The organism is Collimonas sp. (genome assembly GCF_035566555.1).
Taxonomy (GTDB): Bacteria; Pseudomonadota; Gammaproteobacteria; order Burkholderiales; family Burkholderiaceae_D; genus Collimonas.
Genome location: NZ_DATMRB010000045.1, coordinates 15162 through 39591, shown reverse-complemented (window position 1 = coordinate 39591; position 24430 = coordinate 15162). Strand labels below are relative to the sequence as shown.

The window sequence follows — 24430 nt, the reverse complement described above, 5'->3', positions numbered from 1 at the left end:
AATGCGCCCGGCGTGGCTTAGTGCGCCAGGATTTCCTTGGCCAGCTCGCCGCCGCCATAGACATTTTTCAGCGTTTCCAGAATCGCGCCGCTGTGCACCGCCACCGAACGGTTGAAGCGCGGGTCGTACCAGAATGCGCCGCCCAGCGAATGGATATTGCCGTCGAAAATCAGGCCGACGATTTCACCGTTGCGATTGATCATCGGGCTGCCGGAATTACCGCCGATGATGTCGTTGGTGCTGACCAGGTTATAGCGTTGCGCCAGGTTCAGCTTGCTCTTGGCGGCATGCCAGGAAGCCGGCAGGGCAAACGGATCGGCGCCGGTATCGCGCTCAAAGGCGCCGCCGATGGTGGTGAACGGCGGAATCTGCTTGTCGCCTTCTTTCCAGCCCTTCACTTCACCATACGACAAGCGCAGGGTGAAAGTCGCATCCGGATAGGCGCTGGTGCCTTGCTGGGCAAAGCGAGCCTGGGCGATCAGTTCCGAGTTCTTTTGCTGAACCGAATCCACTTCCTTTTCATAACGGCTGCGAATCGCGCGCGCGGCCGGATCCAGCGCCAGTTCCATCTTGATGAACGGATCGTCGGATTTCAGGATGGCTGCCTTGCCGCCCTGCCACAGCGCCTTGCGCACTGCCGGATCGCCCAGCTTGGTGTTGTCGATCAAGGCAGCGCTGAGCTGGTCCGGCGACTGCTTGCCCAGCACCTGCTTGACGAAAGCGTCGTCGGTGCCAAGCATTTCGCGCATCTTGGTGAGCGACAGGCAGAGCGTGACTTTTTCAAAGTCTGGGTAAACCGGCGCCGTGGAAAACAGTTCCTGCTCTACTTCCGGCAGCTTGGCGTTGGCGTATTCCGGCAGGCGTTCGCCGTCCGGCTTGGCGCGCTCTTCGGCGCCGCGCACCAGGTCGCGTGCGTAACTGAAGTACTTGCTGCTGAAACCGCGGCCGCCTTCGATCATGCCGTAAGGCGCTTCCATCTGGCGATAGGCTTGCTGAGACGCGGCAATCGCATCCCAGGCACCGCCGACCTTGGCTTGCAGCGCCGGCGTCTGCGCCACGAACTTGCGCAAGGCGGTTTCGTCATCCTGCTTCTGCTGCATCAAGACCGGATCCTGCAAGGCGCTCAGACGCCCGCGCAAGGCCTTGTAACCATTTTCCACGCCGAACAGCATCTGTCCCGCATTGCGGGCTGCTTCCGGGCTGCTCTTGCTGTACTGTTCCAGCACGCCGCGCAATTCCGACAAGCGGATCAGCGTGTTGACCAGGGTCAGGTCGCGCATGGTGGTCAGTTGGGCGACGGTCAGCTGGCGCTGGGTCGAACCGGGCTGGCCGGTGACAAACACCATTTCGCCGTCTTGCGCGCCGTCTTTGCTGAACGGGAAATAATTGTCGATCTTGGCAGGCTTGCCGTCTTCATAGGCACGCAGCATGGTGATGTCGAGATCGTAGCGCGGGAAATTGAAGTTGTCCGGATCGCCGCCGAAGAACGCAGCAGCCTTTTCCGGCGCCCACACCAGGCGCGTATCCTGGAAACGATGGTATTTGTAAACCTGGTACTGGCCGCCGTGATAGAGATCGACCAGGTCGCAGCGGACAGTTTCCTTGTCCTTGCCGACGCAGGCTGAAGTCAGCTTGGCCTTGATGGCGTTCTGCGCGCTCTTGAAAGCGGCGCCGTCCAGTCCCGCCGTGGCATTCTTGACTTCAGTGGTGACATCGGTGATCTGCTCCAGACGGTTCAGCTCGATTTCCGGACAGCTCAGTTCCTGCTCGCGGCTCTTGGCCAGAAAGCCATCCTTGATCAGGTTCTTTTTCGCCGTCGACATCTGGTCCAGGCATTCAGAGGCGCAGTGATGATTGGTCATCACCAGGCCGTCTTTCGAGACAAAGGACGCCGAACAGCCGCCGGCGATCCGCGCTGAACCCAGCATGGTGCGCTTGATCCATGCATCGCTGGGCGTGAAGCCGTACTCGGCCTGCATTTTCGCCTTCGGCAAATTGTCCAAGGTCCACATCCCCTCCGCTGCCATGCTCATGCCTGGAACCAGCAGTGCTGCAAAAAGCCAATGAATTCGCATCGTCTTCCTAACTATAAATAATTTTTAGGAGTGAGACATTACCACACTGAAATGAGAATCGTCACCATGAATGCGGGGCAGATTCGCTGGCGGCGATTTGACATTCACCTGACTGAATTCCCCATCCAGTTTGACATTGGAACCAGCGATTTGCGGCGGCAGCGCCGCATGCCTGCCGCCTGTGTTCAAGCGCTTATTGCAAATGTTCGAGCAAGGACGGACCAAACACCTCCTGCTGAATGCGCTGCGGCGGCACACCGCGCGCCAGCAAGGCCTTGCGTTGGGCGCGCATGAACGGCGCCGGGCCGCACAGGAAATACACCGCGTTCTGCGGCAGCAAGCTGTCCGGCACTGTCGCCAGGCTCAGGTAACCTTGCTGCTGATAGTCCTGCGGTACGCAATCGTTGGTTGCCGGCCTTTCATAAGCCACGTATGACTGCATCCGGCTATGCTGCAGCATCAGGCTGCGCAATTCGCGCTTGAGCGGATGATGCTGGCCGTCGAGCGTGGCGTACAGGAAGCTGACCGGGCGTTGCGGGCTTTCCAGCAAGCTGCCATGCAGCATGCTCATCATCGGCGTGACGCCGACGCCGGCGCTGATCAGCACCAGCGGCGTGTCGATATCACCCGACGGCAGCACGAAATCGCCGCAGGGCGGGCTGACCCACAGCACGTCGCCTTCCTGATAGCGGTCGTGCAGCAGGTTCGACACCAGTCCGGCCGGGCTGCCCTCCTCGCGCTTGACGCTGATGCGCCAGTGACCGCTGGCCGGCGCATCGGACAAGCTGTACTGGCGCAGCTGGCGCAAGGCCAGTTCGGCGACATTGACGGCGATGCTGATGTACTGGCCCGGCTGGAAAGGCGGCAGCGCCGCGCCGTCGCTGGCCTGCAGATAGAAAGAGCTGACGGTTTCGCTTTCTCTCTGTTTGCGGACGATCGTGACCGCACGATACTCGCCCGGCTCGACGCCCAGCGCCTGGTACAGCTTGCGCTCTTCGCCGATCAAGGCGTCCGCCAGCAAGCCATAGGCCTCGGCCCATGCGGCCATCAATTCCGGGGTGGCGGCGGCGCCGAGGATGTCGGCGATGGCCGCCAGCAGATGCTTGCCGACGATCGGGTAGTGCTCGGCGCGGATCCCCAGGCTGACGTGCTTTTGCACGATGCGGCTGATGACCGGCGCCAGCGCGGCAGGATCATCGATATTGGCGGCGTAGGCGAAAATGGCCGAAGCCAGCGCCTGTTGCTGCTTGCCGGACTCCTGGTTCGGCATGTTGAAAATGTTCTTCAGTTCCGGATGGGCGGCAAACAGGCGCTGGTAGAAGCAACGGGTAATGGCGACGCCATGCTCACGCAGGACTGGAACGGAAGCGGCGATGTAGGGACGGGAAGCAGCTGACAGCATATCAAACTCCTATTGTGACATTTAAAATACTACAATTAAGTTAAAAAAACGCGCCGCCATGTTTGCCCTAGAAAGCAACGGACAGCGCACCGGTTTTCTATAAAATCAATGGGCCGCCACAGGTTGGAACTGCATGCGCGCAATCGCCGTCGAAGTCGGCGGCATGACCAGTTCCGCCAGGCTATGCCGGTTCATGCCGGCATAGAATTCGCGCTGGCCGATATCCAGCACCCGCTTCAGATGACAGCTGCCGCGCAGCACGCAAGGCGGTTCGTCGCAATCCACCAGGCCTTTGTCGCCTTCCAGAGCACTCAGGATATCCCCCAGCTTCAGGCTGGCCGGCGCCTGCGCCAGCCGCAGACCGCCATTGCGGCCAGGCGTGGCGCTGACCCAGCCCAGCTTGACCAGGCGGTTGACCACCTTGTTCAGGTGATTCTTGGGGATGTCGTAATGGCCCGCCAGCTCGCCTACCGTAATCACGCCCTGCTCCGGCGTGGCCGCCAGATACATCAAGACGCGCAAACCGAAATCTGTAAATTTAGTGAATTGCATGGCTTTGCTTCCCGCTGAACACCGGACATGGGTCCGGGATGCAATCATCATATAATTGTTGCATTTAAAAAGCAACAATTAAACCATTTAACAATCCTGCCTTAAATACATTCGTTGAGGATTTAACCGATGCCGGAGGACGCGGAAGAATATTCTTATTTTTTTGACAAAATACAAAATGTAACTTGACGTCGCTTCCCTATGACGCCACTATTGAGCCAAAGAAAAGTTTCCTAATGGAAAATTAAAAAAAGGGGAAGGTGCGGCACATAACAAATGTCCAAGCGCTTGCTTGGGTTTCCACAAAAGTAAATGTCAATCGGGAGATTTGTCATGAAAAGGTTTGTTCGGAACGGCATTTTGATTATCGCGTCTGCAACTGTATATAGCACTGTTTCCAATACTGCTTCCGCAGGCACCGCCACGGCAACCATGACCAACACGGTCACCATCGCCAACATCTGCACCATTTCCACGATTGGCTTCACCACTACCTACGATCCGATTGTCACCAACCTCACGACGCCTCAGACCGCGACGGCCAGCGTCACCACCACTTGCACCGTCGGCGCCAGTCCGGTGATCACGCTGGACCAGGGCGCGCACGCCAATACCGGCTCGACAGCCGCTGTACCGCTGCGCCGCCTTTCCAACGGCACCGCCTTTCTCAACTACGGCTTGTTTCAAGACAGCGGCCATGTCACAACCTGGGGCGGCACGCCTGCGACCGCGCCTACCGCTGTCACCGCCACCGGCCTGGCGACACCGATCACGATCTACGCCAGCATTCCGGCGGCCCAGTCCCAGCCTGCCGCAACCTATACCGACTCTGTCATCGCCACTGTCACTTTCTAGACGGGGTAATCAATGGCGTCCATGCTGAATAAATGGCGGCAGCTGCTGGCCGCCGGACTGTGTGCCGGCGCGACAGCCATGGCATGCGCCGCATCGTTCAACGTCAACCCGATCGGCTTCGACCTCACGACCGAGCGCAGTGCCGGCGTCCTGCAGATCAGGAACACCGGCGACCAGCCGGTGCGCATCCAGGTAGAAGCGGTCGACTGGAGCACCGATGGCAGCAAGGAGGTACTGAGCGATACCGATGCGCTGCTGCTGAATCCGCCGATCTTCAGCATTGAGCCGGGACAGCTGCAGTTTCTACGCTTCGGCCTGCGTCATCCGCAGAATTCACCCACCGAGAAAAGCTATCGGCTGCTGATCGATGAAGTGCCGCAAGCCGGCCCGCAAAGCCCCGGCCTGAGGACTTTGCTGAGGGTCAGCATCCCGGTATTTATCACCCCCAAGGTCCGACAGGAAAAAATTTCCTGGCAACTCAAACGCGTCGCTGGCGCTTTGGTGCTCAGCGCCGCCAACGAGGGCAACGTTCACAGCAAGATCAACCAGCTGCGGCTCAGCAACGGCGACGACAAGGACGCTCTGCAAATCAATGCTCCCGCTTATGTTTTGCCGGGCCAGCGCAAGGAATGGTCCTTGGCGAACGGCAAAATCCGTGACGGCGCGGTCCGACTGCACATTCTGACAGACAAGGGCGAGATTGAAGAACACCTCACGCTGGAGGCTGACCAGGTATCTAGCCGCTAGCCTGATCGCCTGCCAGATCCCGGCACTGGCAACAACGGAGCAGCCATTGGCAGAGCAGGAAATACTATTGGCCGTTGTCGTCAACGACAAGAAATTGACCGACGCAACGCTTATTCTGCGCACTGCGGCAAATGGCATCATCGTGCCGTCGCAGCTATTGACGGAGGCCCGCTTGCGCTTGCCGACTACCGCCGCCATCAGCAGTCACCAGGAAAACTATTATCCACTGGACGCCCTGCCGGGCGTTAGCGCCGAAATCGACAGCAGCACCCAGACGCTGCTGATCCGCGCCAGCGCGGCCGCCTTCACCGGTTCGGAATTCGATCTTGGCGTTCATCGCCATTTGCTGGAGCAGGCATCCGAAACCGGCGCCTTCCTCAATTACGACATCAATTACGCCAAGGGACAGGGCCAGAACAATCTGTCGGCGGTAACCGAACTCGGCGTATTCAGCGGCGGCGGCACCTACACCAGCCGCTTCGTCGGCCAGGACCTGACTGGCGCGCGCTCGGTGTTCCGGCTCGACAGCCAGTACACGCGCGACTTCCCTGCGCAACAGGCAACCCTGGTGGTGGGCGACAGCGTCACCGGCAGCAGTTCCTTTTCGCGCCAGGTGTATTTCGGCGGCCTGCAATGGCACACCAAATTCTCCACCATTCCCGGCTACCAGCCGATTCCGCTGCCGGCCTTCAGCGGCACTGCGGCGGCACCCTCGGTGGTCGACATCTACGTCGACAATATCCTGCGCCTCAAGCAGCCGGTCGACACCGGTCCGTTCACCATCAATAACCTGCCGGTGTATGCCGGCCAGGGCAATGTGCAGATGGTGGTGCACGACGTGCTGGGGCGGCAGCAGGTCTACACGCAAAGCTACATCACCAGCGCCCAGCTGCTGCGGCAAGGCAGCAAGGATGTGTCCTATGAAGTCGGTGCGCTGCGCAATAATTTCGGCAGCAAGGACAGCGATTATGGCCAGGTCTTCAGCTCTGCCACCGTACGCTACGGCGTCAGCGACAGCAGCACGGTTGAAGGCCATGGCGAGGTGATGCGCGGACGGGAATCGGTCGGTATCGGCGGCACATTTGCGCTCAAGGATATAGGCTTGGTGAGCGGCGGTGTCGCCGCCAGCAATTCCGAGCGCGGCAGCGACACCCTGCAATACCTGCAGTTCGACCGCCAAGGCAGCGGATACGCTTTGACCGTACGTGCACAGACCGCAGGTGCGCGCTTCTGGCAGTTAGGCCTCGGTGACGACATTCTGGCGCCGGCGCAACAGATCCAGACACAAGCCAATTTTTCAATCAGCCAAAGCACCAACCTGGCGTTCGGCTACCTGAGCCAGGTCAACCGTGGCCAGGACAACATACGGGCCGTGAATGCCGGCGTCAATTTCAATTTGCGCCGCTATGGCAGCATTAGCGTCGGGCTGCTCAAATCGCTGACGCAGGACCGGCCGTTGTCGGCCAATGTGGTCTGGGTGATCCCGCTGGAACACCAGAGCTTTGTACAGCTGGTGGCCAATGGCCAGCCCGGCAGCAAATCCTTCAGCGCCGAATACCAGCAAGCCGCGCCGCAGGAAGGCGGCTGGGGCTACCGCGCGCGCAAGAGCCTGTTCGACAACGGCGGCGAAGATGTCGGCGCCAATTACCTGGGCACCACCGGCGAATACACGATGAGCGCGAATCATGTCGATAGCCAAAGCAATCTCCAGCTGGAAGCGCGCGGCGGCATCGCCCTGCTCGGCGGTCATGTGCGGGCAACGCGCTGGATGGACGACAGCTTCGCCATGGTGGAAGTGCCGGTGTCGCAGCCTATCGACATCTATGCCAACAATATCAAGGTCGGCCATACCGATAAGGATGGCGTCGGTTTCATTCCGCGCCTGATTGCCTACGAACCGAATAACGTTTACCTGGATACCGCCGGTTTGCCGCTGTCGATGACGCTGGACCTGAACCAGAAATCGGTAACTCCCGGCCCCCGCACCGGCAGCCTGCTGAAATTCAGCGCGCAGCAGAACCAGAGTGCGACACTGATACTCAGAGACCGGCGGGGAGCGCCGCTTGCCACCGGCACTCGCGTGTATGTAAATGGCGGTGCGGAAGCGATGGAAGTGGCCTTGCGCGGACAGGTCTTTATTCCTGCAATGACGTATCCTGCCAAAATTACGGTCATCGACAATGCAGCACAGGCAATTTGCAGCTTCGAAATCCCAAGCCCTGCCAGGATCGAGGCTTTTCCAGTGCTGGGGCCATTTGCCTGCGATCGAGAGATGAAATGAAACACGCTTTGAAATGCTTGGTGTCCCTGTGCATGCTGGCGCTGCCGTTGAGCGCACACGCCCTGCTCGCAACATGCACCGTAAGCGCTACCGGCATCACGTTTCCTGCCTATACCTCTCCCGGCGGCGCCATCGCAGACAGCACCGGCGACATTGCCGTCACCTGCACCGCCACACTGGTGATCGGCACCGGCAGCTATACAATTGCCCTTAACGCGGGAAGCGGCACCTTTGTCAACCGCACTTTAAAATCGGGCGCCAATGCCCTCACCTACAATGTCTACACCGACACCGCCCGCAGCATCGTCTGGGGTGATGGCACCGGCGCCACGCAAACCGAATCCGACAGCTATCTGATTCTACTGACCCCCACGACACGCCACTACACACCGTATGGCCGCATCCCGGCTGCTCAAAACAAACCGGCAGGAACCTATACCGATACCTTGACCGTCACTATCACTTACTAGCCAACTTCCCCCGGTTCGTGATTCTTTAATGCGCCGCCGATGTATCCGCAATGCGCTTCGGCTTGGGCGCAAACCACACCGCAATCGCCCCCAGCAGGAAAGACAGCGCCGCCATCATGAACATATGATTGGTCGACAACATGATGCTTTGCGACTGCAGCGTCTGCTCGATGCTGGCCCGCGCCTGGTCGATCGACATGCCTGACTGCATCAGGCTGTTGACGGCGTCGCCGGCCTGGTCCACCAGTCCAGCCAGTTCCGCATGATAGCGGGTGGCGTTGTTTTCCCAGCCGGTGTTGACCAGTGAAGTCGCAATCGCGCCGGACATGGTACGGCAGAAACTCATCAGACCGGCCGCCGATGCGGTTTCGGACGGATTCACGCTGCTCAGCGCCAGCGCCGTCAGCGGCACGAAGAACAGCGGCATGCCTATCCCCTGCATCAACAGCGGCCAGCCGATCTGGAAGGTGGTCATGTCGGTGCTGTTGAAACTACGGAACAAAGTCACCATGCCCAGCCACAGCACGCCGCAGCAGACCAGCTTGCGCGGATCGACCTTGGTCGACAGCTTGGCCACGAACGGCGCGGTCAGCACCGCCAGGATGCCGGACAGGGCCGTGGTCTGGCCTGAATGGGTCGCGGTATAGCCCATATAGCCTTGCAGCCACAGCGGCGTCAGCACCGTGGCGCCGAAGAAAGCGCCGAAAGCCAGGCAGATGGTGGTGACGCTGGCCGAGTAGCCGCGATGACGGAACACGCGCAGGTCGACAATCGGATTGCGCTCGGTCAGCTCCCAGATCAGGAAGGCGATGAAACCGACGGCGGCGGTCAACGCCAGCACCACGATTTCGGTCGAGGCGAACCAGTCGAGCTCCTTGCCTTTGTCCAGCATCAGCTGCAAGGCTGCGACCCAGACGACCATCAGCCCCAGCCCGACTTTGTCGATCGGCAGCTTGGTCAGCGGCGACTCGAAGCGCTTCAGCATTTTCCAGCCGATATAGCCGCAAATCAGCGCCACCGGCACATTGATGTAGAAGATGTAGGGCCAGCTGTACTGGTCGCACAGGACGCCGCCCAGTATCGGCCCGGCGATCGGCGCGATCAGGGTGGTCATGGCCCATAAGCCGACCGCGGCCGGCGCCTTCTCTTTCGGAAAAACCCGCAGCAGCAAGGTTTGCGACAAGGGGATCAGCGGACCGCCGGCCAGCCCTTGCATGACACGGAAGGCGATCAGCAATCCCAGCGAATTCGCCAGCCCGCATAGTGCGGAAAAAATGCCGAACATGATCATCGAAGTGATGAACACGCGCACCGCGCCGAAGCGGTTGGCCAGCCAGCCGGTAAGCGGCACCGTGATCGCCTCCGCCACTGCATACGAGGTGATCACGTAGGTGCCCTGGCTGGAGGAGGCGCCCAGCGCGCCGGAGATGGTGGAGACCGAGACGTTGGCGATGGTGGTGTCGAGCACCGCCATGAAGTTGGCGGCCGCCAGCAGCAGGCCGACGCCCAGCAATTGCGCGCCCTGCAGCGGCTGCAGCGGCAGTTCGGAAGACGAGGTGGATGACATGATGCTGCTTTCTTACATGGCGGAAGAAGGCGCTGCCTTGGCGGCGCGGGTATCAATCTCGACTTCCATCGACAAGCCGACGCTCAGCGGTTGCTGCTGCAATTGCTTGGGATCGACAGAGATCCGCACCGGCAGCCGCTGCACCACCTTGATCCAGTTGCCGGTCGCGTTCTGCGCCGGAATCACCGCGAATGCCGAGCCGCTGCCGCCGGACATGCCCTCCACCGTGCCATGGTATTCCACCGCGCCGCCGTAGATGTCGGCCTTCATGGTGACCGGCTGTCCTATCTTGACCTGGGTCAGCTGGCCTTCCTTGAAATTGGCGTCGACGTGCATCAGCTGAGTCGGCACCACCGACAGCAAGACAGTGCCGGCCTGCACCCGCTGGCCGATCTGCACCTGGCGGCGCGCGATCACGCCATCCACCGGCGCCCGCAATACGGTGCGTTCCAGGTCCAGCTTGGCCTGGTCGCGCTTGGCGCGCGCCAGCGCTACTTCAGGATTGGTGTCGACGGTAGTGTCAGCAGTCAGCACCGTGCTGGCTTTTTGTGCGCCGACGGTGGCGAAGCGGTTGGCCTTGGCTTGCACTTCGCCGGCTTCCGCCACTTTCAGGTTGGCTTGCATGGTCAGCAAGGCGCTATGCGCATTGCTCAGCTCTTCGCCCGAGACCGAACCCGATTTCGACAACGCTTCGCGGCGGCGGTAGTCCAGCTCGGCGCGCTGCAGGTCAGCCTGCGCCGAGATAGTCTGCGCCGCGGCCCGCTTCTGCTCCGCTTCGCGCGCCAGCACTTGTGCCGCCAGCCCGCTGTCATTGGCGAAATATCCTTGCACCCGGCGCTGCGCCCGGCCCAGGTCGGCTTCGGCTTGCGCCAGCGCCAGCTTGGCGTCGCTGTCGTCGATCACCACCAGCACCTGGCCTTTTTTCACCGCCTGGGTGTCGACCACCTTGACGTCGGCGACGATGCCGTTGATGGCCGGCGTCAACTGCGAGATTTCCACTGCGGTATAGGCGTTGTCGGTGCTGACATAGCGCGAGCCGATGAAGTGCCAGTAGGCGGTATAGCCGAGACCGGCAACCAGGATCACCCCGGCCAGGGCGCCGAACAACTTCTTGCGCTTTTGCGTGGTGGCCTTGGCCTCTGCCTTGGCAACGGCTTCTTCTGCAGCCAGGTCCTTGATGACTTGCGAATCGCTGTGTGACATGTTGCTATCCTTAGAATATGTTTTGAGTGTTTGATCAGCCTTGGCCGCGCTCATCGCGCTGGTAGCCGCCGCCGAGCGCGCGCACCAGCGCGACATCGAGCGCGAACAGGCGCGAACGCAGCGTTGACAGCTCGCGCTGGTCGGTCAGCAAGGTGTCCTGCGCATTGAGGACGTCGAGATAGGTCGCCAGGCCGCCTTCATAGCGATTGCGGGCGATGCGGTAAGCATCGTCGGCCGCCGTGACCGCCTCTTGCGTCTTGTCGAGCCGGCCTGTCAAGGCCTTCTCGCTGACCGCCACATCGGCGACGTCCTGCAAGGCCTGCGTCACTGCGCTGTCGTAGTTGGCGACCGCTTCGTCGTAGCTGCCGCTGGCGGAGCGGAACTGGCCGCGCAGGCGGCCGCCTTCGAAAATCGGCAGCGAAATCGCCGGGCTGATGCTGCCGACGTCGGAACCGGCCTTGCTCAGCATGCCCAGGCCCAGCGCCTGCAAACCCAGGTAGGCAGTCAGGTTCACGTTCGGATAAAACTGCGCCTTGGCCACCTTGATCTGCTTGGCCGCGGCTTCCACCCGCAAGCGCGAGGCCACCACATCCGGCCGCCGGCCCAGCAGGTTGACCGGCAGCTGCTGCGGCATGCCGAACGGATGCGACATGTCGATCTCGGGGCGCAGCAGGCGCAGGCCGCGATCCGGTCCGGCGCCGACCAGCGTGGCCAGCTTGTTACGTTGCAGATTGATGGATTCGGTCACGTTCAGCAGGTCGGCCTCTGCCATGGCGCGCCGCGCCAGCACCTGCTTGACGCTGCCCAGGGTTTCCAGGCCGTTGACGCGGCGTTGCTCGAACAGATCGTAGGTTTCGCGGCGCACCTGCAGCGCTGCTTCGGCGGTATCGCGCTGGCTCAGCAATCTTTCGAATTCGGCGTAGGCCGCTGCGATCGACGTCGACAAGGTGATTCTTGCCTGCGCCGCATCGGCGCGCGCGGCTTCCAGCTCGGAGGTGGCAGCCGCCAGCGCGGCGCGGTTCTTGCCCCAGAAATCGATTTCGTAGCTGAAATTGAGGGTGGCGCTGCCTTCGTTGTTGTAGCCCTGCGGCACAAACTCTGCCGGCACGCCATTGTTGTAGCTCTGCTTCATATAGTTGACCGAAGCATTGGCGCTGACCTGCGGCAGCAAGGCGGCGCCCTGCTGCTGCGCGCTGCCCTCCGCTTTCAGCAGGCGCGCCTGCGCTGCCGCCAGCGAGGGTGCGCCTTGCAAGCCTTCACTGATCAAGGTGTCGAGCTGCTTGTCGCCGTAGACGACCCACCATTGATCATCGGGCCAGGCCACGGCGTTGCCGGCCAGTTGCTGCGACGCTTGATACGCCGCGATATCTTTCGGTTCGGCGCGCGGTCCGATTTCGGAAAATTGCGCGCAACCGCTGAGGGCGAACGCCAGCACGCACAGGGTTGCGGCTCCGCGCAAACCAGGCATGGCATAAGGTGAAACAGGTGGGGAAAAACGGAAGCCTTGCATGAGAAAATCCATTCATAACTGAACTGTACGGTACAGTATAGTATTGACTTTTGAGCGTCGTCAAGTAAAACTAGGCGCCGACAAGCCCAAAAAGCAACGCACAAATACGGCGGTTTTGATGCCGCAAAACAGGAAAAATTGACACATGCGCAAGAAAAGCGAGGAAAGACGGCAGGCCATCATCGATGTCGCGGCAACGATCTTTAATGAAATAGGATTTGAACGAGCCTCCATGTCGGAAATATCGGCGCGCCTGGGAGGATCGAAAGCGACCCTGTACAACTACTTTTCCTCCAAGGAGGAAATTTTTGTCGAAACCATGCGCCAGCAGATTGGCCAGCACTATGAAGCGGTGTTCGAGCAGTTGGTGGAAAGCGACGATCTGCGCCGGACCCTGCAACGCCTCGGTGCAAAGTACCTGCAAGTGATCCTGATGTCGGAAGTGGTGGCAGTCAAACGCTTGGTGCTGTCGCACGCCGAGCGCTGGGATATCGGCAAGATGCTGTACGAACGCGGTCCGAAACTGGGCTGGACCCGGGTTGCCGATTTCCTGAAAAAGGCAATGGACAAGCAGCAGCTGCGCAGCGCCGACGCCTGGGTGGCGGCCCTGCAATTGCGCGGACTGGTGGAAAGCGAGTGGATGGAAATCAGGATGCTGGGCGTAGTGACGGGAGCGGAGCCAAACCAGATCAAGGCTTCTACCGAGCGCGCCGTCGATGCTTTCATGCGCATCTACGCCTTTTGATCAAGGCAAGGCGGCCGGCACGTCTGTCGCATCTCCTGAACGCCGCTGCGCACCGACATAAAAAAAGCCGATCGCGAGATCGGCTTTTTACTTGCTTGCATGCGGCGCAAGCGCCGCAAAGCAAACTCAGATTTCTTCGTACAACGGCAGCGTCAGGAATTCGGCAAACGAAGCCGACGTCGACATTTCTTCAAAGATCCTGGCGGCGCGGTCGTAAGTAGCGCCGTCGCCCACCAATGCCTTGACCTTGGCCAGTTCTTCCGGAATCATCGCGACCACCATCTCGGCAGTCACCTTCCTGCCGTCTTCCAGCACGCCCTTGGTCGAGCGGATCCACTGCCATACCTGCGCGCGGCTGATTTCCGCGGTGGCGGCATCTTCCATCAGGTTATGGATAGGTACGCAACCGTTGCCGGCCAGCCAGGCGCCGAGGTAATGGATGCCGACGTTGATGTTGTAGCGCAGGCCGGCTTCAGTGATCGGCGCTTGCGGCTTGAAATCGAGCAGGTCGGCGGCGCTGACGTTGACGTCTTCGCGCTGCTTGCCGATCTGGTTCGGCTTGTCGCCCAATACCTTGGTGAACTCGGTCATGGCCAGCTCGACCAGGCCTGGATGGGCAACCCAGCCGCCATCGTAACCGTCGGTGGCGTCGCGCGCCTTGTCGGTGCGCACACCGCCCATGGCGATCTCGTTCTTCTCTGGATCGTTCTTGATCGGGATCAGCGCGGCCATGCCGCCGATCGCCGGCGCGTTGCGCTTGTGGCAGGTTTTCAGCAGCAGCAAGGCGTAGGAGCGCATGAATGGCGCGGTCATGGTGACCTTGGCGCGGTCGGCCAGGCAGAAATCCTTGTCCAGCTTGAATTTCTTGATGCAGGAGAAGATGTAATCCCAGCGGCCGGCGTTGAGGCCGGAGCTGTGCTCACGCAGCTCGTACAGGATTTCATCCATTTCAAAAGCGGCCAGGATGGTTTCGATCAGCACGGTGGCCTTGATGGTCCCTTGCGGCAGGCCGAGTTCGTTCTGCGTCATCACGAAGATGTCGTTCCACAGGCGCGCTTCCAGATGCGATTCCATCTTCGGCAGGTAGAAGTAAGGACCGGCGCCGCGCGCCAGCTGCTCCTTGGCGTTGTGGAACATGAACAGGGCGAAGTCGAAGATGCCGCCGGAAATGCGCTTGCCGTCGACCAGCACGTGCTTTTCATCCAGGTGCCAGCCGCGCGGACGCACCACCAGGGTAGCAACCTTGTCGTTCAGCTTGTAGGACTTGCCGTTCTGTTCCAGCGAAATGGTTTTGCGGATCGCGTCGCGCAGGTTGATCTGGCCGGTGATCTGGTTGTCCCAGACCGGCGAATTGGAATCCTCAAAGTCGGTCATGTAGCTGTCAGCGCCGGAATTGAAGGCGTTGATCACCATCTTGCGCTCGACCGGGCCGGTGATTTCCACACGGCGGCATTCCAGCGCAGCCGGGATCGGCGCGATCTTCCAGTCGCCGCTGCGGATATGCGCGGTTTCAGCCAGGAAATCCGGACGCTCGCCGGCGTCCAGGCGCTTGGCGCGCTCGACGCGCACAGCCAGCAATTCCTGACGGCGCGCTTCGAAAGCGCGGCTCAGCTTGGCGACCAGCGCCAGCGCCTCAGGCGTCAGAATTTCTGCGTATTTTTCTGCATCCTCGGCTTCAATCGTGCCCTTGATTTCCATTCCTGCTGGCAGTGTCAGTTGCGTCATGCTCTACTCCTGTTTGTTCTATGAATTGGTGTCTTCTACAGCCTGCGCACTGGACCATGGTGCAGTGCTACATTCCGCTTTTTACCATGTCGGCTATGCAAAATCCCGAATGGCATTATCTAATTTTTACGCTATATAGTATATTTAAACCAAATCATCATAGGTTGAACGAATTATCATTTGATCTATGCGTTTTAGTCACAAGTGAGCTTACCACAGCTCCCTTTCCCCAACCCGAGGCGGCAGCGCAGTAGACCAACGCAATGGACCAATTTAAGCAGATCTCTACCTTCGTCGAGGTGGCCGCCAAGGGCAGCCTGTCGGCCGCCGCCCGCGCCGAAGGCATCGCTCCGGCCATGATCGGCAGGAGGCTGGATGCATTAGAGGAACGCCTCGGTGTTAAACTTTTGCAACGCACCACGCGCAAGATCGCGCTGACCAACGAGGGCGAAGCCTTCCTGGAAGATTGCCAGCGCATCCTGTCCGACCTGGAAAATGCGGAATCCGCGGTCTCTGAGCGCAGCGCCCATGCCAGCGGCCACCTGCTGATCTCGGCGCCGGCCGGCTTCGGACGGCAGCACGTGGCGCCGCTGATGCCCTCCTTTCTCACCGAGCACCGCGACGTCACCCTGACCCTCAACCTGAACGACCGCGTGGTCGACCTGATCGGCGAAGGCATCGACGTCGCCATCCGTATCGCCTCATTGTCGGACTCGTCGCTGATCGGCGCCAAACTGGCCGACAACAAACGCATCGTGGTGGCCTCGCCCGCCTACATCAAGCGGCACGGCAAGCCGCTGACCGTGGACGACCTGCAAAAACACAACTGCCTGGCGATCAGCAGCGAAGGCAGCCAGCGCGGCTGGAGCTTCCGTCAGAACGGCAAGATCGTCACCGTCAGGGTGGCTGGCAACATGGTCTGCAACGATGGCCAGGTGCTGCACGACTGGGCGCTGGCCGGCAAGGGCCTGGCCTGGCGCTCGATGTGGGAAGTCGGCAGCGAGATCGAATCCGGCAAGCTGGTGACCGTGCTGGACGAGTTCGCCGCACCCGGCAACGATATCTACGCCGTCTTCGCGCAGCGGCGTCACCTGCCCTTGCGGATCCGGGTATTTGTGGATTTTTTGCGACGCGCCTATGCCCAGCCCGACTATTGGCGCCAGGGTTGACGCTAAATTCTCGCAGTTTGGAAATATTGGTTTATAATTATCGCCAGCTGCACGATTGCTTTCGTGCAACACCCTCTCAAAGGGGAGTAGCTCCTGAATATTGTACTGGCTGACGCGTTTCAACGACCTGTCGCCGCAATGTTTTGCAAGGTAGTCGTCATCACGGAACAGGCACAACGCCTGCGCCCGGTTACCTTGGCAGCAACGCTGTTGAGCAAGACCTTTGTCAGCATGGATTCCATGCAGGCATTGTGTCGCGTCTACTTCTCGTCACTCCTGCTGTTATCCATGTTTTGAGGTTATTCGTTAACCCTGTTGGAGACTTTATGGATTTTTCTGGTTTACTTTCAATGCTGGGCATGGCCGACTGGAATGCCGGCGCCTTCTTCACGGCGCTGGCGGCGATCATCGTGATCGACCTGGTGCTGGCCGGCGACAACGCCATCGTGATCGCCATGGCGGCGCGCAGCCTGCCCGACCACCTGCGCCGCAAGGCCATCCTGTGGGGCACCGCCGGCGCCGTGGTGATGCGCGTGCTGATGACCATCAGCGTGGTCTGGCTGCTCAAGATACCGGGCCTGCTGCTGGTCGGCGGCGCGGCGCTGCTGTGGATCGCCTACCGCCTGCTGACGCAGTCGGATAGCGGCGAAGCGCACGGCATCAAGGCCACCACCATGGCCGCCGCATTGAAAACCATCATCATCGCCGACACCGTCATGGGCATCGACAATGTCCTCGGCGTGGCCGGCGCCGCCAAGGGCAGCATGGCGCTGGTGATCATCGGCTTGCTGATCTCGGTGCCGATCATGGTGTGGGGCTCGACCCTGGCGCTGAAGCTGATCGAACGCTTCCCGCTGACGATCTTCATCGGCGCTGCGATCCTGGTGTACACCGCGATGCACATGATCGTTACCGAACCTGTCTTGAAGACATTCTGGGACAGCTTGCCCGGCCTGAACTATGCTGCTTACGTGCTGGGCTTTGTGGTGGTGCTGGGCGGGGGTTGGCTGGTGTCGAAGCGACGTGAAGGCGCCAAGGTCGCCGAGTAAGACCGAGGAAGCTGAATGTGAAAGCCCCGCCTGGCCAGGCGGGGCTTTTTTACGTCGTAGGGTGGGCACGCTTTTGTGCCCACGCGGATAGCGACACAGCGTGGGCACAAAAACGTGCCCACCCTACCGGCGTTTCAAAGCGCTTGTTTCGCCGTGAGTATCCGCTGGTGAAAAGCCAGATGATCCTCGATCAGGGTCGAAATGAAATAATAACCGTGGTCGTAAGCCGCATGGCGGCGCAGCGTCAAGTGCTGTCCTGCCTGCGCGCAGGCAGCTTCAAACTGCTCCGGCAGCAGCTGCTCTGCCAGGAATTTGTCACCCAGCCCCTGATCAATCAGGATCTCCTGCGGGAACGGCTGCGGCAAATCCAGCATCAGCTGCGTTGCGTCGTAGTCGCGCCAACCGGCCTGGTCCGCACCCAGATAATTGCCGAATGCCTTCTGCCCCCACGGACACTGGCTGGGCGCCGCAATCGGCGCAAACGCCGACACCGAACGAAACACGTCCGGATTGCGCAAGGCCAGCACCAGCGCGCCATGGCCGCCCATTGAGTGGCCGAAGATGCCGATCTTGCCGGCCTGCGCCGGAAACTCCCGGATCACCGTCTGCCTCAGCTCGTGCAATATATAAGAATACATCTTGAAATGCTGCGCCCACGGCGCTTGCGTCGCATCCAGGTAAAAGCCGGCGCCGTTGCCGAAATCCCAGCTGTCGGCGGCGCCATCAATGCCGGTATCACGCGGGCTGGTGTCCGGCGCCACCAGCATGATGCCGTGCTGCGCCGCATTGCGCTGCGCGCCGGCCTTGATCATGAAGGTCTCGTCGGTGCAGGTCAGCCCAGCCAGGAAAAACAGGACCGGCACCGGACCGGAACGAGCCTGCGGCGGCTGGAATACGGAAAACCGCATGGGCAGGCCGATTTCGCGCGATGCATGGCGGTAGAAACCTTGCGTGCCGCCAAAGCAGGCATGCTCGCTGATGATTTCCATCAGTAGATCACCACCGAACGGATCGACTCGCCGCTTTTCATCAGGTCAAAGCCTTCATTGATGCGCTCCAGCGGCAAGCGGTGCGTGATCAGGTCGTCGATGTTCAGCTTGCCGTCCATGTACCAGTCGACGATTTTCGGCACATCGGTGCGGCCGCGGGCGCCGCCGAAAGCGGAACCCTTCCAGACCCGGCCAGTCACCAGCTGGAATGGCCGGGTGCTGATTTCCTGGCCGGCGGCGGCGACGCCGATCACGATCGACTGGCCCCAGCCCTTGTGGCAGCATTCCAGCGCCTGCCGCATCGTAGTCGTGTTCCCGATGCATTCGAAACTGTAGTCGGCGCCGCCATCGGTCAGGCCGACGATGGCGTCCACCACGTTTTCGACTTCCTTGGCATTGATGAAATGGGTCATGCCGAACTTGCGCGCCATCGCTTCGCGCGCCGGATTGATGTCGACGCCGATGATCTTGTCGGCGCCCACCATGCGCGCTGCCTGGATCACGTTGAGGCCGATGCCGCCGAGGCCGAACACCACGACATTGGCGCCCGCCTCCACCTTGGCGGTAAACAGCACCGCGCCGACGCCGGTGGTGACGCCGCAACCGATGTAGCAAACCTTGTCGAAAGGCGCATCTTCACGGATTTTGGCCAGAGCGATTTCCGGCACCACGATGTAGTTGGAAAAGGTCGAAGTACCCATGTAGTGGTAGATCGGCTTGCCGTCGATGGAAAAACGGCTGGTGGCGTCCGGCATCAGGCCCCGTCCCTGGGTCGAGCGGATCGACTGGCACAGATTGGTTTTCTGCGACAGGCAGAATTTGCACTGGCGGCATTCCGGCGTATACAGCGGGATCACGTGATCGTTCTTTTTCAAACTCTTGACGTCAGGGCCGACATCGACCACCACGCCCGCGCCCTCATGGCCGAGGATAGACGGGAAAATGCCTTCCGGATCGGCGCCCGACAGGGTGTAGTAATCGGTATGGCAGATGCCGGTGGCCTTGATCTCCACCAGCACTTCGCCGGCGCGCGGGCCGCCCAGCTCGACCTCTTCGATGGTCAGTGGCTGACCGGCTTTCCATGCGATAGCTGCTTTGGTTTTCATTTGACTGACCTTTACCAGGATATATTGGTGAATACAGGATTATTCATTACGGATGGCGAGCTTGCCATTTATTCCGCGTCACGTATCTTGCTCAGAGCGTCATCGATGCGTTCCACGCCAATCACTTTCAAGCCCTCGATCTCTTGTTTCGGCATGTTCGCCTTGGGAATCATGGCAATCGAAAAGCCCAGCTTGGCGGCTTCGCGCAGGCGCTCCTGGCCGCGCGGCGCCGGCCGGATCTCGCCGGCCAGGCCGACTTCGCCGAACACCACCAGTCCGCGCGGCAGAGGCCGGTTGCGCATGGAGGAATTGATCGCCAGCAGCACGGCCAGATCGGCGGCAGGTTCGGTGATCTTGACGCCGCCGACGGCGTTGATGAACACGTCCTGGTCGAACGCGGCGATGCCGGCATGCCGGTGCAGCACCGCCAGCAGCATCGCCAGACGGTTCTGTTCCAGCCCCACCGACAGCCGCCGCGCGTTCGGTACGTGCGAAGCGTCGACCAAGGCCTGGATTTCCACCAGCAAGGGCCGCGTGCCTTCCTGCGTCACCATCACGCAGGAACCCGGCACCTGGCTGTCATGCTGCGACAGGAACAGCGCCGACGGGTTCGACACGCCCTTCAGACCTTTTTCGGTCATCGCGAATACGCCGAGCTCATTCACCGCGCCGAAGCGGTTCTTGAACGCCCGCACCAGACGGAAACTGGAATGGGTGTCGCCTTCGAAGTACAGCACGGTATCGACAATATGCTCCAGCACGCGTGGCCCCGCCAGCGCGCCTTCCTTGGTGACATGACCAACCATGATGATGGTGATGCCGGACTGCTTGGCGACCCGCGTCAGCTGCGCCGCGCATTCGCGCACCTGGGCCACCGAACCGGGGGCGGAACTGAGGGCGTCGGAATACACGGTCTGGATCGAGTCGATCACAGCAACCTCCGGCTTGTGTTCCACCAGGGTGTTGAGGATTTTTTCCAGCTGGATTTCCGCCTGCAAGCGCAGGTCGCCGGCATCTACTGCCAGGCGCTTGGCGCGCAAGGCAATCTGCGCGCCCGACTCTTCGCCGCTGACATACAGTACTTTCTTGATCTTGGAGAGGTTGGCCAGCGCCTGCAGCAGCAAGGTCGACTTGCCGATGCCCGGATCGCCGCCGATCAGCACCACGCCGCCAGCCACCAGGCCGCCGCCCAGCACGCGGTCGAACTCTTCGATGCCGGTGCCGAAGCGCGGCACGTCGATCGCCTCGATATCGGCCAGGGTCATCACCGGCGCCGTCTGCGCCAGGCCCTGGTGCTGGTTGGAGAAACGGTTGCCGACCGCTTCCACGATGGTTTCCACCAGCGTATTCCATTGCCCGCACGAGGGGCACTGGCCGGTCCATTTATTGGCGACGCCGCCGCATTCGGTACAGGTGTAATTGGTTTTAGCTTTGGCCATTCGCTTCTATAGTTTCATAACATGCATGCACAACTGATCTGCCCACCATCTACCCATTTGGTGGACGCTTTTTACCGTCCTGCGTTCAAGACTCCAGCACTTTAACCCGCGCGGCCAAAGCACACATCAATTCATAGCCGATGGTGCCGGCGGCATGGGCCACTTCGTCTATCGGCAAGCCGGCGCCCCACAAGGTCACGTTGCTGCCGACCGCCGCGCCGGGCACATTGGTCAGGTCGACCGAGAACATGTCCATCGACACCCGGCCGACGGTGGCGGTGCGGACGCCATCGACCAGCACCGGCGTGCCGTTGGGGGCGTGGCGCGGATAGCCGTCGGCATAACCGCAGGCTACCGCACCGACGATCATCGGCGCGGCGGCGACAAAACGGCTGCCGTAGCCGATCGCCTCGCCCGCGCCTATGCGCTGGATGCCGATGATCTTGCTGGTCAGCGTCATCGCCGGCTTCAGGCCGAACTGTTCGGCGCTGGCGCCGCCCGGACTGGCGCCGTACAGCATGATGCCGGGCCGCACCCAGTCCGATTTCAGTTCGGGATGCATGAGATCGGCAGCTGAATTGGCGATGCTGCGCTGTTCCTCGATGCCGGCCGTACCTTGCTCGAACAACTGCACTTGTTGCAGCAATGGCAAGCCCGGATTAAGCGGATCGTCGGCATTGGCGAAATGCGTCATCAGCGTGATCTTGCGGATGGCAGGAATCGCTCGCAAGCGTTGATAGGCCGCACGGTAAACCTCGGACTTGAAGCCCAGCCGGTTCATGCCGCTGTTCATTTTCAGGTGGACATCCAGCGGCCCCTTCAAGGCAGCGCGTTCCAGCAGCAGGATCTGGTCCGGCGAATGCACGGCAAAGTCGAGCCCGGCCTGTACGACGGTTTCCAGGTCGGCGGCGTCGAAAATTCCCTCAAGCAACAGAATCGGCTTTTGCCAGCCCAGTTCGCGCAAGCGCAGCGCATTTTCAGGCTCGATCAGGGCCAGCCCGTCGGCTTCCGCGAAACCGCGCATGGCGCGCTCCAGGCCATGGCCGTAGGCGTTGGCCTTGACCACCGCCCAGATTTTCGCCAATGGGGCATGCGACTTGGCAATACGCAGGTTGTGTTGTAGCGCAGAAATGTCTATCGAGGCAAGGAGCGGTCTGGGCATGAATGGCAGAAATGCTGAAGATTCGTAGAGCGCCCTATTTTACCGGAAGCAAGCGCGGCAAAGGATTGGCAATTTCTCAATAATTCCCCTGAACGTTTTGACTTTTGCTGCCGTCATAAACACGGAACGGTCATATTTTCATGGTATAAAGCAGGCCGGGGACACATTGTTACATTCTGGGATGCGGATGAATCGCGGTTTTTACACCATCATGGCAGCGCAGTTTTTTTCTTCGCTAGCCGACAACGCCCTACTCATAGCGGCCATCGCCTTACTGGCGGAAATGTCCTCGCCGGACTGGATGACACCCTTACTGAAATTGTTTTTTGTCTTGTCTTACGTGCTGTTAGCCGCTTTTGTCGGTGCTTTTGCCGATTCTTTGCCCAAAGGCAAAGTCATGTTCATCACCAACATGATCAAGATCGCCGGCTGCCTGATGATGTTCGCCGATGTCCATCCCTTGCTTGCCTACGCGGTGGTCGGCTTTGGCGCGGCGGCATATTCGCCCGCCAAATACGGCATCCTGACAGAATTGTTGCCCGCTGAGAAACTGGTCGCGGCCAATGGCTGGATTGAAGGTTTGACCATGGCCTCCATCATCCTCGGTACAGTGCTGGGCGGCGCTCTGGTCAGTCCGCACGTGGTGTCGATATTGCTGCAATGGCACATACCTATCTTCAACTGGCACCTGAACACGCCCACCCATGCGGCACTGATGGTGATCGGCGCGCTGTATGTGATCGCCACCATCTTCAACCTCAAGATTCCCGACACCGGCGCCCGCTATCCGCATCAGCAGCACAGGCCGAGCAAGCTGATTGCCGACTTTGCCAATTGCTGCGCGATCTTGTGGAAAGACAAGCTGGGCCAAATTTCACTGGCCGTCACCACCCTGTTCTGGGGCGCCGGCGCCACCCTGCAATTCATTGTCTTGAAATGGGCGGAGAAATCGCTCGGCATGCCGCTCGACAAGGCTGCCATTCTGCAAGGCGTGGTGGCGTTCGGGGTGGCCATCGGCGCCGGCGCCGCAGCCCGCATGATCCCGCTGAAAAAGTCGCTGACTGTCATGCCGATGGGCATCGTGATGGGGATTGTCGTAATGGCCATGACCGTGGTGCATTCAGTCTGGGTAGCCTATCCGCTGCTGATCATCATCGGCGCCCTGTCAGGCTATTTCGTGGTGCCAATGAATGCGTTATTACAACATCGCGGCCATGTGCTGATGAGCGCCGGCCATTCGATTGCGGTGCAGAATTTCAACGAGAACCTGTCGGTGCTGACCATGCTGGTGTTGTACGCCCTGATGATCAAGATCGATCTGGACGTGAATATCGTGATCCTGATGTTCGGCTCCTTCGTGGCCTGCATCATGCTGCTCATCATGCGCAAGCATGCAGCCAACCAGCGCGAGCATGATTCGCTGGCCTTGATTGGCGAAGTCAAGCACTAGTCAAACTGGTGGTGAAATCAGGGCAATAAAAAAAGCGGGCAAGCCCGCTTTTTTGTTCCCTGATCGTGCAGCATGGCCAGGATGATTAAAATTCCTTCTGTACAATCAACGACGCACCTATGGAATTCGAGCTACCGATATAGCTGCCACGCTTACCGGCATGGCTTCCGCTCAGGCCTGGCGTGATGTTCCAGCCTTTGACCGGCGAATAGCGCAACTGCACGCCGCCCGCCACCGCGCTATAGCTAGCTAGCCCCTGGTATCCGCTGATACGATCAGCCCGGACATACGGTACGAAAGCAATTTGCGGCGACACCTGCCACATCAGATACGTACCCATGCCTGCGCTATCAGGTCCACCCTGCACTTTCTCGTAATTCAGCGAAATGGCCGTCTTGATTGCCGGAGCAAACATATGCAGGTAGCTTGCTTCCGCACTGATAAATCCCGAAGAGCCGCTGTGGTGCAAAACGGCGGCCCTGAGCAGCACTTCATTGCTGCCATCAGCGCTTTTGAAAGCCCGATATTTCAGACCGAAGGTCGCATCGCTGAAGCCCTTGTCACCGTCAAAGTCACGGGAAAAGTGATTGCCTTGGTAGGTGTAATCCACTCCGACATGGTTGCTCAGGACATATGGGAGAGCGGCGTACAACTCGATGCCGTAGCCCAGTCCAATATTTCCGCCAAGAATAGCCCTGCTGTCGTAGTCATGCTGTTCCGCCGAGAGTCCCGGGGCATAAGGACTACCATAAGAAGAATGGCCGCGGCTCCCCGCCAAGCTGCCGTCAACGGCAAACTGGCCCTGGTCCCGGACCGTAAAGCGAGAAATGATATCCTCTGCCTGAGCGGCAGACGAAAAAAAAGCACCAAGCAGTGCTGTTGTGGTTATTGCTAACTTCCTCATGTGTTCCCTGGTCTTTAATGCAGTGTTTTT

General features: G+C 60.2%; 20 protein-coding genes. 8 read left to right on the top strand and 12 right to left on the bottom strand.

The window, feature by feature from the left end; translation table 11 throughout:
* Positions 1-17: 17 nt before the first annotated feature.
* The 3 genes from VNZ65_RS06975 to VNZ65_RS06965 all read right to left on the bottom strand — a co-directional run bounded on the left by VNZ65_RS06975 (position 18) and on the right by VNZ65_RS06965 (position 4029).
* On the bottom strand, positions 18-2033 hold the full coding sequence (locus VNZ65_RS06975) for a S46 family peptidase (RefSeq protein ID WP_325667391.1): 2016 nt from the start codon (positions 2031-2033) through the stop codon (positions 18-20).
* Positions 2034-2268: 235 nt separating this feature from the next.
* Entirely contained in the window at positions 2269-3477 is a 1209-nt protein-coding gene (gene hmpA, locus VNZ65_RS06970; protein WP_325667390.1) for an NO-inducible flavohemoprotein, read from the bottom strand.
* Between the two features lie 105 nt (positions 3478-3582).
* The gene (locus tag VNZ65_RS06965) at positions 3583-4029 is read right to left on the bottom strand and encodes an Rrf2 family transcriptional regulator (protein ID WP_325667388.1); all 447 of its coding nucleotides are present in this window, start codon (positions 4027-4029) and stop codon (positions 3583-3585) included.
* Between the two features lie 432 nt (positions 4030-4461).
* On the opposite strand from VNZ65_RS06965, the gene VNZ65_RS06960 reads away from it, so the two are divergent.
* From VNZ65_RS06960 to VNZ65_RS06945, 4 genes are all read left to right on the top strand, one after another.
* Complete coding sequence (locus tag VNZ65_RS06960) at positions 4462-4884, top strand: spore coat protein U domain-containing protein (protein ID WP_325667386.1); 423 nt, start codon at positions 4462-4464, stop codon at positions 4882-4884.
* Positions 4885-4905: 21 nt separating this feature from the next.
* Positions 4906-5631 (top strand): fimbrial biogenesis chaperone, encoded by a 726-nt coding sequence (locus VNZ65_RS06955; RefSeq protein ID WP_325667384.1) that lies wholly within the window; start codon positions 4906-4908, stop codon positions 5629-5631.
* Between the two features lie 67 nt (positions 5632-5698).
* Positions 5699-7912 (top strand): fimbria/pilus outer membrane usher protein, encoded by a 2214-nt coding sequence (locus tag VNZ65_RS06950; RefSeq protein WP_325667382.1) that lies wholly within the window; start codon positions 5699-5701, stop codon positions 7910-7912.
* A complete protein-coding gene (locus tag VNZ65_RS06945; RefSeq protein ID WP_325667380.1) occupies positions 7909-8382 on the top strand; it encodes a spore coat U domain-containing protein in 474 nt (157 codons plus the stop codon). The genes VNZ65_RS06950 and VNZ65_RS06945 overlap by 4 nt, the downstream gene beginning before the upstream one ends.
* Positions 8383-8407: 25 nt before the next feature.
* On the opposite strand, the gene VNZ65_RS06940 is transcribed toward VNZ65_RS06945, so the two are convergent.
* Genes VNZ65_RS06940 through VNZ65_RS06930 form a run of 3 tightly spaced genes read right to left on the bottom strand, consistent with a single transcriptional unit; the run spans position 8408 to position 12620 of the window.
* Entirely contained in the window at positions 8408-9949 is a 1542-nt protein-coding gene (locus VNZ65_RS06940) for a DHA2 family efflux MFS transporter permease subunit (protein ID WP_325667378.1), read from the bottom strand.
* Between the two features lie 12 nt (positions 9950-9961).
* Positions 9962-11152 carry an HlyD family secretion protein gene (locus VNZ65_RS06935; protein ID WP_325667376.1) on the bottom strand — a complete coding sequence of 397 codons (1191 nt, stop codon included), beginning with the start codon at positions 11150-11152 and terminating at the stop codon, positions 9962-9964.
* 34 nt (positions 11153-11186) lie between these two features.
* A complete protein-coding gene (locus tag VNZ65_RS06930; RefSeq protein ID WP_325667544.1) occupies positions 11187-12620 on the bottom strand; it encodes an efflux transporter outer membrane subunit in 1434 nt (477 codons plus the stop codon).
* Between the two features lie 187 nt (positions 12621-12807).
* Here VNZ65_RS06930 and VNZ65_RS06925 point away from each other — a divergent pair, with 187 nt between their 5' ends.
* Positions 12808-13407, top strand: coding sequence for a TetR/AcrR family transcriptional regulator (locus VNZ65_RS06925; RefSeq protein WP_325667374.1), 600 nt, complete (start codon positions 12808-12810; stop codon positions 13405-13407).
* Positions 13408-13533: 126 nt separating this feature from the next.
* On the opposite strand, the gene aceB is transcribed toward VNZ65_RS06925, so the two are convergent.
* Positions 13534-15132, bottom strand: coding sequence for a malate synthase A (gene aceB / locus VNZ65_RS06920; protein WP_325667372.1), 1599 nt, complete (start codon positions 15130-15132; stop codon positions 13534-13536).
* A gap of 263 nt (positions 15133-15395) precedes the next feature.
* Between aceB and VNZ65_RS06915 the strand changes: the two genes are divergently transcribed.
* Both VNZ65_RS06915 and VNZ65_RS06910 read left to right on the top strand, forming a co-directional pair.
* A complete protein-coding gene (locus VNZ65_RS06915; protein ID WP_325667370.1) occupies positions 15396-16301 on the top strand; it encodes a LysR family transcriptional regulator in 906 nt (301 codons plus the stop codon).
* Between the two features lie 326 nt (positions 16302-16627).
* A complete protein-coding gene (locus tag VNZ65_RS06910; protein WP_414649064.1) occupies positions 16628-17350 on the top strand; it encodes a TerC family protein in 723 nt (240 codons plus the stop codon).
* Between the two features lie 134 nt (positions 17351-17484).
* Here the strand turns inward: VNZ65_RS06910 and fghA are convergent, their stop codons facing one another.
* From fghA to alr, 4 genes are all read right to left on the bottom strand, one after another.
* A complete protein-coding gene (gene fghA / locus VNZ65_RS06905; protein WP_325667368.1) occupies positions 17485-18339 on the bottom strand; it encodes an S-formylglutathione hydrolase in 855 nt (284 codons plus the stop codon).
* Positions 18339-19445: an S-(hydroxymethyl)glutathione dehydrogenase/class III alcohol dehydrogenase gene (locus VNZ65_RS06900; RefSeq protein WP_098496737.1), complete on the bottom strand. Its 1107-nt coding sequence runs from the start codon at positions 19443-19445 to the stop codon at positions 18339-18341. The genes fghA and VNZ65_RS06900 overlap by 1 nt, the downstream gene beginning before the upstream one ends.
* Positions 19446-19513: 68 nt before the next feature.
* Positions 19514-20884 (bottom strand): DNA repair protein RadA, encoded by a 1371-nt coding sequence (gene radA / locus VNZ65_RS06895; protein ID WP_062114656.1) that lies wholly within the window; start codon positions 20882-20884, stop codon positions 19514-19516.
* An 85-nt stretch (positions 20885-20969) separates the two neighbouring features.
* Positions 20970-22046: an alanine racemase gene (gene alr / locus VNZ65_RS06890; protein ID WP_325667364.1), complete on the bottom strand. Its 1077-nt coding sequence runs from the start codon at positions 22044-22046 to the stop codon at positions 20970-20972.
* A 187-nt stretch (positions 22047-22233) separates the two neighbouring features.
* On the opposite strand from alr, the gene lplT reads away from it, so the two are divergent.
* On the top strand, positions 22234-23496 hold the full coding sequence (gene lplT, locus VNZ65_RS06885) for a lysophospholipid transporter LplT (RefSeq protein WP_325667363.1): 1263 nt from the start codon (positions 22234-22236) through the stop codon (positions 23494-23496).
* Between the two features lie 85 nt (positions 23497-23581).
* Here the strand turns inward: lplT and VNZ65_RS06880 are convergent, their stop codons facing one another.
* Positions 23582-24400, bottom strand: coding sequence for a hypothetical protein (locus VNZ65_RS06880; RefSeq protein WP_325667361.1), 819 nt, complete (start codon positions 24398-24400; stop codon positions 23582-23584).
* Positions 24401-24430 lie beyond the last annotated feature (30 nt).